The sequence below is a fragment of the Legionella sp. genome, assembly GCF_047605385.1.
Lineage (GTDB): Bacteria > Pseudomonadota > Gammaproteobacteria > Legionellales > Legionellaceae > Legionella.
Genome location: NZ_JASGFU010000038.1, coordinates 1 through 12,746, shown reverse-complemented (window position 1 = coordinate 12,746; position 12,746 = coordinate 1). Strand labels below are relative to the sequence as shown.

The following is a 12,746-nucleotide window of genomic DNA, read 5'->3' as shown; positions in this document are numbered from 1 at the left end:
ACACATATAATACACAATGTGTATCATTAATCTGACTTAAGGGAATAATATGAAAAAGCAAATACGTGCTCTAATTGGAGCCTCTCTCTTGTTATTAGCTGATGTTGCTCTTTCTCATGGTGGCACAGGTTTTTCAGGCGGCTCTCCTCCACGAGGTGGCTTTAACCATGGAAATCAGTGGCATTATCATCAACATTTTCATCATAAAAACAATCATTGGCATCATAATAATTGGTATAATAATAGTCATAATAACTGGTATGATAATGGATATAAAAACGGCTTTCATCAAGGTTTGGGTTCTAAGAATAGTGGTTATGGTAGCAATATAAACAACTGGGGTGCTGATGGCGGTTGGTAGTTTAGTTATGTCCTGTAAACACCAAGCGGTTCAATACAAAAGTAATTGGTAATTTATTGAAAATCCGAGATCCACAACACTAATGAAGCAGCATGGATTTATTTGTTATAGCAAATAACAAATCCATAGAAATAGTGATTATGCTTTTTTACTATACAGTACAATTACTACTGGTTATTGGCATTACGCATACTCAAAAAAACATACTCGCAAAATGGCAAAAAATCTTCTATCGGCCTGATAAATATCCCAATTATAATACTTTAAAATGAACCTTATATTCGTTCTGCCAGTGGTTTTCTGAAACAGTTTGAATTGTAAATGACTTAATCTGCTTCTCCAACATTCGCACATCATGAGCATGCAATAAGGCAAATTCTGCAGTATGTTCTACTAGGGGCGATAAGAGGAAATTAGATTTTGCCATGTTGGCAGAAAGACGATAATACCTTTTTTCCCCCTGCTCCAACTCACAAACGATTTCAAGTTGGCTTATTTTAAAGAAAAGCATACGTAAATAACCCAACCAACTTGGCTTAATCTCCAAACTAAGAAACAAAGGCCGAATTACTTTGGGAACTGTAACTTGCTCCCCAAACTGATGAGTTTCATCACTTAATACCGTTAATCCTACTTTTCTATTATTTTTTTTTTGCAAATAGACAAAACGATTATCCTGATGATCTAAACGATAGTTTTTGAGTAATAATGGCCAACTGGCACCATCTTCCAAAGCAGGTAAACGTTCATCTATAGGCTCAATACTAAAAATAATCGTATCGGCGGCCTTATTTCCTTCTAAATGCTTTTTATTTTTCTCAGCAAATAATGAAGCAAATGTGGAATAACTTTGAAAGATAGGCCGAGGAGTCCAAATTACTCCTGAGGCCAGTAGCAATGTTTGTTCATAAGAATAAATGTCAGCCGTTCCCTGCATTACAGGAATTCCTGATTTTAGTCGTTGAAACTCCATAATCAACTTGAAATTATCAAGTAACCAGTGAGGCTGTTGCATCCGTGAAGTAAAACCATACCAACTGGCAGCATATGTTGAAACCAAATTATCCTTAAGGGACAGTGCTCGATAATGGCCGATAATATAAAGTCCAGTGACTACTGAAAACAACATAACCACCAATCGATATTTGGAAGAGAAAATAAAAGGAAGCAAAAAAGCAGTAATAATCAACGATGTTCCCGCAATCACAGCATGATTATGTCGTGTAAATCCCGTTTTAAATGAAAGAAATAAAAACAAAGCAAATTGCAGCAACAAAAAAATTTTTCCATAAGGAGAACCGCTTTTTTGCTTAAAAATAAAAAGTAGAATTAACAAAGCGGCACAAAGATAGAAAAATACCTCCCAAAAGTTACCCTCTTTAGCCATTGCTTCAGTAAAAGAAAGAACAAAATAAAAAGAATATCCAAGAAAATAAGGTAAATCTCCCAATTTTTGCCCGGATAATAACCAAAAACAAAACATAGAACACAAAGGCCCCCCCAAACAAATAACAGCTAGTTTTCTTTGTTGATTCAGAATAAAAAAAAGTGCCGTTAGAAACATAGTAAGCATGCTAATCATAATGAATGAAGATTTGATGAAAACCAGCAATCCCAAAGGGGCAAACAATAAAAAATAAAGTACTAATGAATCTGGTTGCTGATATTTAGCAGATAAACTTTTATAGCTAATTATACCCAGTAAGAGAGGGTAAGAAAAAAATAATGAATCTTTAACATAAATCATCCCGGTAAAAACGACCACTAATGCCAACATCCAAGTCCACAAGGCATATCTCATTAATACAAGCAAAGCCAACCAATAAGAACAGGCTAAATAAAAACTCCCCCAAAGCATCATCCCATCTGTTGCAGGATGATAGACCTTAGTATAAATTGCAGCATAAGGACCAAGCGTAAAAATGATGTCTTTACCAAAAGACAATTTCTGTGCCACGGCCTGATTGAGCGCCATTGCCCACGAAGGGTCGATCCCTATATCTGGCATTTTTGGTGCAAAGGGAACAAAAACGGGAATAAGAAGCAGTAGAAAAATCAGCTTGCAACCCGATTTTAGAAATAGCATAAAAACTCCATTTATAATAATGATAAAAGCATCCTTTGACGCTCGATAGTAGTGCTATCATGCTGATTGAGCAAGGTACTTTTTTTAAGTTATGATTGAGATCTCTTTTACTATATGTTGTACTAATGTCAAATCAAGAACACCACCAAGAGGCATCTCTTCGAAAAATAATTCACATCGATATGGATTGTTTTTATGCAGCTATTGAAATCAGAGATAATCCTCAATTAGCCAATAAGCCTGTAGCTGTTGGCGGTTTTGCAACGCAACGCGGTGTTTTATGCACCTGCAATTACCTTGCACGTCATTATGGTGTACATTCAGCCATGCCTACCGCAAAAGCTATTAGTTTGTGCCCCAATCTGGTTGTGTTGCCAGTCAATATGGCTAAATATCGTGAAGTATCCAAAGCAATCCATACTATTTTTCACCAATTTACTGATCTCGTCGAACCTTTATCACTCGATGAAGCCTACCTTGATGTAAGCAACGCGGATTTATGCCAAGGCAGTGCTACTTTAATAGCTCAAGAAATTCAAAACCAAATTTTTAAAGAACAGCAACTCACCGCTTCCGCAGGTGTTGCACCCAATAAATTTTTAGCCAAAATTGCCAGCGCCTGGAAAAAGCCTAATGGTTTATTTGTCATCACTCCAACTCACGTGGATAGTTTTATTAGCACTCTTCCCATCAATAAATTATTTGGTGTAGGAAAAGTCACGGCCTCCAAATTAAATCAACTCAATGTTTTTACCTGTGATGATTTACGACGATGTTCATTAACATTCCTGATACAGCATTTTGGTAAACTTGGCCAACACCTCTATTATCAAGCCCGTGGGATTGATAATCGTCCAGTAAAACCTGACCGTGTGCGGAAATCTTTAAGTATTGAAAAAACCTTACTTCACGACATTCATCACCCCGAAGAAGCAATTAAAATCATTGATAATCTTTATGAGCTTTTAGTATTGCGAATACAAGAAAATGCGAATGATTTAATTATTAAGAATCAATTTATCAAAATAAAAACTAATGATTTTAAATTATTCTCAGGTGAAACCAAATGCATTACTCCAGTCTTAGAGCAATATATTGACTTATTTACTAAAATTAACTCTCAATATCACAAACCGATAAGGCTTATAGGCATTGGTGTGCATTTTCATCATGAGAAAATTGACCAGTTCTATTATCAACCATCTTTATTCAACGATGAAAAATAAATCGACTCATATTTGCTGAGGATAAGTCAAATCAATTAAACTGCAACCATTCTTACCTTAAATATATTCTATAATTTAATTAACATGGCTTTAGTCCAATAAAATCAACCCCTAACGTGTCGACAGATGAGACAAACAGTCTCCAGTTGCCAAGATCTTTCGTCTCAAAAAAGCAATTAAATATGGGGACTTTTAAATCCCCTTTCTCGCCAGCTGTTTCCCCTTGGAGAAGCCATTCGCCACCATGTGGCTCGCGGAGCTGGGTTTAAACCAGCCCCCTTTGAGGAGCGTAGGTCATTGCACGTGGCTTTGACCCAGTCTCTACTAATAAAAAATCAGTAATGCTTAAAGCCTACCGATCCACAAAAGACTTAATTATGCTTTGCAGCTGCAACTTCACTATTTCCTAAAACAGCGTCTTTTAAAGTTGTCGCTGAACGAGTAAGTAAACTCAAGGAATCCAGAATAGGATTTAGAAGTGTCAATACCGCAAAAGCCAAAGTTGTTTTTAATAACAGACTTGAGTTTGAAAAAGACTTATTCGCAGATGTTAAATCTCCTTTTACCGATTCAACTAAAGCTTTTGCTGTATAAATCACCGCACCTACAGCAGCTGCAGCAAGAAGATAAGCAGAAAATTTATTCATGGAGAAGTATAACATTGCAGAGCTAACAAAAGGCTTAACACAACCTATAGCAAAATCCTTTTTTGTTTCGTAAGGAACAAAAAAATTATTTTTGGTTGCATAAAAAGATTTCATCTGTTCTTTATGGAGAGTTTTAATTAATTCTAAAGACATATTATTCACCATTATGTTAAATACAAAGGTAATAATAACAAGAAATTCTTAAGAGATTATTAAACGAAGACTAGGTCAAGGGAGTTCGTTTGTGCTGGACAATTTTTTAAGTAAGGGGTAATTGAAAGGCTTATCTAAACCCATTATTATACGATTTTTTTGATAGGTAACTGGATGTGATTCCTCATATTCACCGTACTTCATACTTAAAATTACCTCAAGAATTTTATGAGATAATTGACCCCGTACCAATTGCGAATCCATCGATAGTACTGTTTAATCGCGAACTGGCCACACTTCTTGGTGCTTTAGAAAAATCTGTGAATGCACAACGAGAAGCAGTAGCTTTTTATGCCGGAAATAAACTTCCCTCAAACCTCAAAAGCATTGCTCTTGCTTATTCAGGTCATCAATTTGGTTACTATGCTCCACTTCTTGGGGATGGACGCGCTACCTTATTAGGTGAGATTGTCAATCCTAATGGACAGTGTTGGGATCTGCAATTAAAAGGTTCAGGAAGAACCCGATTTTCACGCATGGGTGATGGCCGCGCACCATTATCAGCTGTTTTAAGAGAGTATATTATCAGTGAGGCGATGCATACATTACATATTCCAACAACACGTAGTCTTGTTGCCATTGCCAGTACGGATAATATTTATCGCCAAACCGGTTTAGTCCCCTCAGGAGTGCTCACCCGTATTGCCTCAAGTAGTCTACGTGTTGGTTCTTTTGAATATGCTGCAAGCCTCAAAGACATTCATTCTCTAAAATGTTTGGCAGACTATGCTTTATCCCGTCATTTTCCTGATCTAACCCAAAGTGAACAACCTTATCTTGAGTTGTTTAAAGCAGTTCTTGAGCGCCAAGCCAGTCTGATTGCTCAATGGATGGGAGTGGGTTTTATTCATGGTGTGATGAATACTGATAATATGACCATTTCAGGCGAAACAATTGACTATGGTCCTTGTGCCTTTATGGATGAATTTGACTTTACCACCGTCTTTAGCTCCATTGATGCAGGAGGACGTTATGCTTATGGAAATCAAGCAAACATTGCACATTGGAATTTAGCCGTATTTGGTTATACTCTATTGCCTTTGCTTAAAGAAAAGGTAGAAGCTCTGCAAGAAGCATTAAATTCTTTTCCTGCGCGTTTTCAAGATTATTGGTATAAAAAAGTTCGCGCAAAACTAGGCTTCTTCGAAGAAACAAGTCAAGCTCAAAAACTGATGACACAATTTTTTACTTTAATGCAAACCCATAAACCTGATTTTACTAATACCTTTCGTTTGTTAAGTGAAGCCATTGATTCTCCAGACAAGCAAAAACAATTAATCATTGCTTTAGGTAATCAGGAACAAAGTGAACAATGGGTTTGCTCCTGGGCATTGTATGCACAAGAACAAGCAGTTGATTTAAACCGTGTTAGAAAACAAATGAATCAGGTCAATCCTGTCTATATTCCTAGAAATCATCTAGTAGAAAACGCAATTAATCATTTTATTAAGGACCAGGATCGTAGCCAACTCGATACCCTATTAAAGATACTAAAAAATCCGTTTACCCAGCAGAAGAATACAGAACAATTACAAACCCCGCCCCAACCTCAAGAGCGTGTTTGCCAAACATTTTGTGGAACATAACAACTAACTGCTGGGCTAAATTTAATTATGAAAGCGATTTTCTATAAAGAATCTCTTGGAGCAAAGCGCCACCTTCATAAAACTCTTCCAATTTCGTAACGCTAGTGGCTTCAAAACCTAAGGCATCATAAAATTGACGTGCTTGGATATTTGCCACTAAAACCCAAAGCCCTATAGTTTTATAATGTTGCTTGGTCAATTCGGCAATTGCTGCAAGACATAATTGACGCCCAAAACCCATGCGCCAATTATCTGGATGTATATATATAGCACTGATCTCGCCCATAGAACGATCAATATGCTGATCGCGAAACTGACAAACACTCGCAAAACCAACAATGCGCTCATTAATCTCAATGACTAAAACGTCCATATCTTGTTTTATAAGTTCAGCCCATTGTTGAGTTCGTTCCTGTAAGGATAAATTTTTTAAAATCACTTCAGGAATAAATTCGCGATACATTTTTTGCCAAGAACAAATATGAACCAAAGCAATTGCTTTAGCGTCTTCTAATTTAGCAATTCTAATATGGGCATTTAAGTATTTTATCATAACGAATAATATAAGCCATTTAAGAGATATTTTACCTATCTAAACACATTTGAAAAGCAAAAGCTGAATTATCTTCTTTTCTATTTCCTATGAGGTATAAAAATATGCACTACCAGTACATATATTTTTCGTATATTCTCTAAAAAATTCAGATTAAACAATATTAATAAAGGATGTAACTAATGAAAATTCGTGAATTTAAAAAACTGGTACTTAAACTAAGAAAAAATCCCTCTTTAGTAGAAGAATATTCAGAAACAGTACTAAGTTTTACCACGCAATTAAGCGAAAAACTTGCCGAAGATTACAAACTTAACTCTGAACTCATGCAACCACTTGTAAAAATACTTGATAAATTTTGGGATCGAATTATTTATCAACATCGTTATGACGAATGGCAGAATATACCTTTGATACATCTTTGGCTCAATTTTCAACACAGCTTACAAGCAGCTGAGTTATTGGCACGTGACTATCATCCTTTATTTACAAAATTACATGATAAAGCAAATCCGCCAGACCATAATCTCCTGGAGGTTAATCTGCTATTGAAACTACTGAAGAGCTGCTGCCGCTCTATTGGTTATACAATCCCAGAAGCATCTGAACATTATCCTTGGCAACGATTAGAAGAAAAAATTAAAGGTAGCATAAGCCATGAACAAGAAAAAGCAGAGGATAATATCTCTTTGCTCAGAATTATTTTTCATTTACTTTATCATCGATACACAGCAGAACAGTTAGAATTAATTCCTTATCTCATCTTTTATTACCCTGCCACAACCGATGAGGAAAGAAAATCAGAAATTGCTATTTTTAATTGGCTTTATAAAAACGCTCCAAACTGTCTTGAGTTTTTCTCTAAATATGACGAACGAGTCAATGGTCGAATATACAATAAATATAAAGAGGTTCTGCAACCTATTTGGGCTTTAATCCCCACTAATCGTCTAACACTAATTAAAGAAACTGCAAAAACACATTGGCTGTATCTTTTTATTCATAAAGTAAGAACACAACCACTACAAAACGAAAATGATTTATTCTATGAGATTAAAATCTTACTTACGGCTAATTTTTCAATCCAGAAGGATAAGTCTTATACCGCGGCCTTAAATTTTGCAAATGCAATAAAGGCTCATGCTAAGAAGCTCTCTGTCCATGAAACAAAGATCCTTGACGTAGCCATCTATTCATTCCTTTTAGGGATATACTTAACAATTGACAAAAATAACTTCTTCTCTTTTTGGACAAACACCAAGAAAGCTGCTGCTGAAAAAAAACAATCTGAAGCTATGGGAAAAAAATTTAATTACAGTCTTCTTGAGTCAATAGCCTTAAGCGAAGGGCGTTTAAATCAAATTGTTCAGAATTATGAACCAATTGACTCTACTTCACTAAGCATTAAAATAAACTAAGCTATTGAATGTGGCATGGACATTGAATAATGTGCAATGCCACATTTCAGGAAATCCTTCGTCGTAAACTCCCCTGGATAACAATTTTAGCTCCCTAATCAATCTTGGGGAATTGGATAATAAAATGAGTAAATTGACCAACCTTACCTTGGCAAGAGATTGCACCTCCAGCAGCTTTCATCAATAATCGGCAATAAGCCAGACCAATCCCTGTTCCACCTTTGCGTTCTGAATAAAAAGGTTCAAAAATAATATTGGCTTTATTCGTAGAAATTCCTTTGGCTGTATCTTTAATATGCAAATAATTAAAATTATCTTTATCATTACCTTCGCTAAGCCATATAGAAATAGTACCTTTTCCTTCTTTTTCAATAAAGTCATAGCTATTATTTAATAAATTCCAAAATAGATTTCTAAAAGCAATCTTATCAATCCAAATAGAATAATCACCTGCCAGATCTACATGCAGTAATTCCGATTGATTTTTTTTAAAGGGATAATCATCCAAAGCTTGCTGTATTAATTGACCAATAGAGAAAAAAGTAAATTTACGGGTATCAAACTTATCGTGACGAATATTATTCAACTGAGTACTAATCAACTGATTTACACTATCAACACTTCGCATAACTTTAGAAATACTCTCTTTGAATTCGTGTTTTAATTCAGAATCCTTAAATTCTTCAATTGCTGTATGTTGTATTTTCGCTTGCAAATAAATACTTGCTAAAGGGGTGCGTAAATCATGAGCCAAGCTTCCTGCTAATAAACGCATTCCGGCAATTTTAGCAGAATAAATTTGTTCTCTATCTCTGGCAAATAAAGCACCAATAATAATGGCAGCAATAAAAGTCACTGTTAAACCAATCCAAGAAACATCACCAGGAACATAGTTAATTGTTTTATCAGCAATATATAAATAGCTAAAAAAGGCTAAACCCGTACCTAATAACAGAAGGATTAATGAATCCAAAACATTAATCACTAAAAGAAGGAAAAAAGTAGCAGACATACAATTCATCAACCACAAAGTTGACCCATCGTACAATAAAGTAAGGTATGCGAAAAAAAATGGTAGACAGAATAACAAAGTAAAATACCAAACAAAGGGTAACAAATACAAATATCTAACAGACCAGAATTTATGTAATGCCAATAAAGAGCATAAAAAAGTAGCAATTAATCTTAAAGTAAACTCTTGATTTATTTTAAAATTTTGTAATTTCCAAATAATTCCAAATAATGGATAATTAATCATCATCACAATCCCAAACAAGGTAATCTGATGATTTGCCTCAACAGTTTTTTCCATTAAATAATTATATATAACAAAAGACCATCTCTTTAATGTATATATTGGCAATTCCTGTTTACTCCGTAAATTAGTAACACCTATGCTAAGAACTCATTCTCATTTTAAATAGATACTTTTTTTGTTTGCATTGAAAATATGTGCGCAGATACTTGCTGCCACATGGACAATTGATGTGTATAAATAAAATCAAATGCTTCTTTTACTTTTTCACTATTGAACTCCCAAATAGGCAATAGTTTTTCAAGTACCGCACTAAAATGTCCAACAGCAGAATGCACATCAAAAAATATTTTCCCGTGCGGGCTTATATTCAAGGATTGTGCACATTCACTAAGAAAAGGATAATCAATATTATCCAAACGCTCATAGGCTGCAAACGCCGCGATCCGCTCATCTGCATCATGAGCTACCAACCATTTGACATGGTCTTTGTTGAATTTTTTTGCAAAAGGTAAATAATGCGTTTCATTAGCTATTTCATCATGAATATCAATACCGCATTCATGCGTAAAGAAACCATAAAGTTGCTCGTGTGAGTATTTATTTCCCAACCCCAACTCTTCTTTAATATTGTCAATAATTATGGCTTTAGTTATTGTATCGGGAGCAAAATTAGCAACATACCACATGAAATTAATAAATTGACCACGAATATGATAAAGAAGGCCAGCAAAAAATTTCTTTTGCTCAAGTGTCCATTGTGCTGTTTGAGTAGGATTAAATAAGGGAATAGTAATTAATTGATTACGGTATTTTTGATCCCTTTGAGTTAGAAACTCATTTAATGTCAGTGGCAAGTTAATCATGTTTCGCATTTTAAATTTTTCTTATTTCAATAGGATAGAAATACTCCAAATAAAAGAACCTCACTGGGTCATTTTGAGCAATATTATAACAATAATAACATGGAATGAAAAGCATCATTAAAGAAAATTTACTCAATGATTCGTCTTTGGATCTTGATTATTTGATGATTTTTGCAAGAAAATAACCTACACTGCTCACAATAAGCATCGCTATACAGTGGATTTTGTTTTACCTTACGAAAAAGCTCATCCGCATAAGCATCAATACAGTTACCAAAAACTGGCCGTTGCTGTGTTAGGCCCCTGTTTTTGAGTGCGCGAATTGATGAGCCTGAATTATTGAAAGAAATAATAGTTGCGGCGAAGAAAAAAGAAAACACAGACATCCTAGTCCTAAATAGGCTCCTTTCTTCGCCAATACAACTATTAAATAGCAATAATTAATGAGATAAAGCGAAGCAACCGGCGTTATTCTTGTTCGGTAAGTAACGCAACGTCTTGTGCCTTCAATCCTTTAGGTCCTTTATCCAATACAAAGGTAACCAGGTCATTTTCATGCAATGTTTTGAATCCGACACCTTGTATATCTTTGTAATGCACAAAGATGTCATCGCCGTGTTGATTAATAATAAATCCAAATCCTTTTTTTTCATTAAACCATTTCACATGGCCTGTTTCTCTTTGCGACATTAGATATCCCCTTTGTCTTATAAGCTTTTACTTTTTATCGAGTTATAGATGCTTATCGTCACGCAACCCATAGTGGTAAAAAGTTAACTCACTAATAAGACAACTGCGTTATAATAAACATTTACTCTGTACAAATAATTACGTACAGCAAGATTAGCATATCAGTTTTTTATTGATTGTTAAGGATTTTTTACATAATTCCATATAATTAACGATTTTTTTTGCCATTGGAAAAACATTATGAATCATACAAAATCAGCTTTTATAAAATTAGCACTTGAGTCTCAAGTCTTAAAGTTTGGTGAGTTCATCTTGAAGTCGGGAAGAATTAGCCCTTACTTCTTTAATGCCGGTTTATTTTATCAAGGAACTGCTATACGAAAGCTTGGCCAATTTTATGCGCACACTCTTTTAGAACACAAAGCTGATTTTGAGCATTTATTTGGTCCCGCCTATAAAGGCTTGCCTTTAGCAACAACTACAGCGATTGCGTTATCGGAACTAGGTAAAGAGACAACCGTTACCTTTAATCGTAAAGAGGTAAAGGAGCATGGTGAAGGGGGGCAATTAATTGGTGCACCATTAAGAGGAAAGACGATCATTGTCGATGATGTAATTACCGCAGGAACGGCTTTTCGTGAGTCACAAACCTTGATCACGCAATATGGCGGACAATTGACCGGGGTAATTATAGCCCTTGATCGTTGTGAACGAGGATTAACCCAGGAATCAACCTTATCAGAAATTAAAGCTCAGGGAATTAATGTCTATTCGATTATTAGTTTGTTTGACTTGATTGATTATTTAAAGGCACAACAAGAGATTGAACAGGTAAAGAAACTGGAGGAATATCAAGCTGCTTATGGCTATAAGTAGGTGTATTTACTTATTGGATAGAAATGGACTTACGACATCCGGTTGATTTATAGTATCTCCCTGTTGATTAGTTCCTTTCTTGAGATTTTGGTTTGAAGAGAAATGGCCATAAATTTCTATAGGATTTTTATTGACTGTATAGTTTACCGGTTGATCAAGTCTCTCTTTAATTTGTTCGTCAGTAAGGCCGGTTTTTTTTAGATTTTGGTAACGACTATTAAGATTCTCAATTTTGATAGAAGCACCATGACTTGCAGCAATGATACACGCTCTTTCATTTCCTAACACATTCAAAGCATCTTGATATTTAATAACATATTTAATATTTTTCCCGCCCCCATGAAAAGCTGCAATTTGGGTTATCTGCTGATGTGAAAAGTGTAATTCTGTTAATTTATGATGGTTTTCTTTAACTGCTAATAAGTTTCTCCATCCGCCATTAGGCGAAGCTATGTCTGTAATTTGCGCTACCGAATATCCTAAATTAATAAAATGAATAACATGTTCTGCTACTATCTCTATATTTTTTAATCCGCTTGCAGGACTGTTAATTCTTTCAATTTGTTTTTGGGAAAAATATTTACCTAGCTCTTTATAAAATTTATTTTCTATTTCATTAAATGGCGTACATTCTTTTTCGAGGAAATCATCCAGAAGGAAGCTTGTCAAGGCTGCAATTGTCCATGAGGAAGCTACTTCTGTCATCGGAGGGCTCTCTTCACGGCGCCTTTTTTTAGGAACATTTAATGGAGTCGCTGAGGGGTTTTTCATAAAGCACCAATGATAAAGAATTAATAAGTTCTTTTTTAACATAAAAAGATTAATTGATCATCACAAAGAAATAAATATTTACGAATTTTACTTAAATGTAACTCCCCAGGTATTTAATTGAGCTCACCGGCTTCCCCTCTCCACCGCGCGCAGCGTGGGGGAGAGGGCTCAAGGGTGAGGGGATTAAATAGTGTCGCG

At 35.1% G+C, this 12,746-nt stretch carries 12 protein-coding genes; 5 read left to right on the top strand and 7 right to left on the bottom strand.

Annotated elements, in window-relative coordinates; all coding sequences use genetic code 11:
* Nucleotides 1-49 precede the first annotated feature (49 nt).
* The gene (locus QM652_RS09520; protein WP_415075179.1) at nt 50-361 is read left to right on the top strand and encodes a hypothetical protein; all 312 of its coding nucleotides are present in this window, start codon (nt 50-52) and stop codon (nt 359-361) included.
* A gap of 253 nt (nt 362-614) precedes the next feature.
* On the opposite strand, the gene QM652_RS09515 is transcribed toward QM652_RS09520, so the two are convergent.
* Nucleotides 615-2,447: a hypothetical protein gene (locus QM652_RS09515; protein ID WP_415075177.1), complete on the bottom strand. Its 1,833-nt coding sequence runs from the start codon at nt 2,445-2,447 to the stop codon at nt 615-617.
* A 125-nt stretch (nt 2,448-2,572) separates the two neighbouring features.
* Between QM652_RS09515 and dinB the strand changes: the two genes are divergently transcribed.
* A complete protein-coding gene (gene dinB / locus QM652_RS09510; protein WP_415075175.1) occupies nt 2,573-3,673 on the top strand; it encodes a DNA polymerase IV in 1,101 nt (366 codons plus the stop codon).
* A 371-nt stretch (nt 3,674-4,044) separates the two neighbouring features.
* On the opposite strand, the gene QM652_RS09505 is transcribed toward dinB, so the two are convergent.
* Nucleotides 4,045-4,473, bottom strand: coding sequence for a hypothetical protein (locus QM652_RS09505; protein WP_415075173.1), 429 nt, complete (start codon nt 4,471-4,473; stop codon nt 4,045-4,047).
* 176 nt (nt 4,474-4,649) lie between these two features.
* On the opposite strand from QM652_RS09505, the gene QM652_RS09500 reads away from it, so the two are divergent.
* Complete coding sequence (locus QM652_RS09500) at nt 4,650-6,119, top strand: protein adenylyltransferase SelO (RefSeq protein WP_415075171.1); 1,470 nt, start codon at nt 4,650-4,652, stop codon at nt 6,117-6,119.
* Between the two features lie 25 nt (nt 6,120-6,144).
* Here QM652_RS09500 and QM652_RS09495 read toward each other — a convergent pair whose 3' ends face one another.
* Nucleotides 6,145-6,672 (bottom strand): GNAT family N-acetyltransferase, encoded by a 528-nt coding sequence (locus QM652_RS09495; protein WP_415075169.1) that lies wholly within the window; start codon nt 6,670-6,672, stop codon nt 6,145-6,147.
* Nucleotides 6,673-6,854: 182 nt separating this feature from the next.
* On the opposite strand from QM652_RS09495, the gene QM652_RS09490 reads away from it, so the two are divergent.
* Nucleotides 6,855-8,090, top strand: a complete 1,236-nt coding sequence (locus tag QM652_RS09490; RefSeq protein WP_415075167.1) for a hypothetical protein — start codon at nt 6,855-6,857, stop codon at nt 8,088-8,090.
* Between the two features lie 94 nt (nt 8,091-8,184).
* On the opposite strand, the gene QM652_RS09485 is transcribed toward QM652_RS09490, so the two are convergent.
* The 3 genes from QM652_RS09485 to QM652_RS09475 form a co-directional block, all read right to left on the bottom strand.
* Nucleotides 8,185-9,402: a sensor histidine kinase gene (locus QM652_RS09485; protein ID WP_415075165.1), complete on the bottom strand. Its 1,218-nt coding sequence runs from the start codon at nt 9,400-9,402 to the stop codon at nt 8,185-8,187.
* Between the two features lie 104 nt (nt 9,403-9,506).
* On the bottom strand, nt 9,507-10,220 hold the full coding sequence (locus QM652_RS09480) for a hypothetical protein (protein ID WP_415075163.1): 714 nt from the start codon (nt 10,218-10,220) through the stop codon (nt 9,507-9,509).
* A 459-nt stretch (nt 10,221-10,679) separates the two neighbouring features.
* Nucleotides 10,680-10,901: a cold-shock protein gene (locus tag QM652_RS09475; protein WP_415075161.1), complete on the bottom strand. Its 222-nt coding sequence runs from the start codon at nt 10,899-10,901 to the stop codon at nt 10,680-10,682.
* A gap of 240 nt (nt 10,902-11,141) precedes the next feature.
* Here QM652_RS09475 and pyrE point away from each other — a divergent pair, with 240 nt between their 5' ends.
* Nucleotides 11,142-11,777, top strand: a complete 636-nt coding sequence (gene pyrE, locus QM652_RS09470; RefSeq protein WP_415075159.1) for an orotate phosphoribosyltransferase — start codon at nt 11,142-11,144, stop codon at nt 11,775-11,777.
* A gap of 6 nt (nt 11,778-11,783) precedes the next feature.
* Here the strand turns inward: pyrE and QM652_RS09465 are convergent, their stop codons facing one another.
* Complete coding sequence (locus tag QM652_RS09465; protein ID WP_415075157.1) at nt 11,784-12,548, bottom strand: hypothetical protein; 765 nt, start codon at nt 12,546-12,548, stop codon at nt 11,784-11,786.
* Nucleotides 12,549-12,746 lie beyond the last annotated feature (198 nt).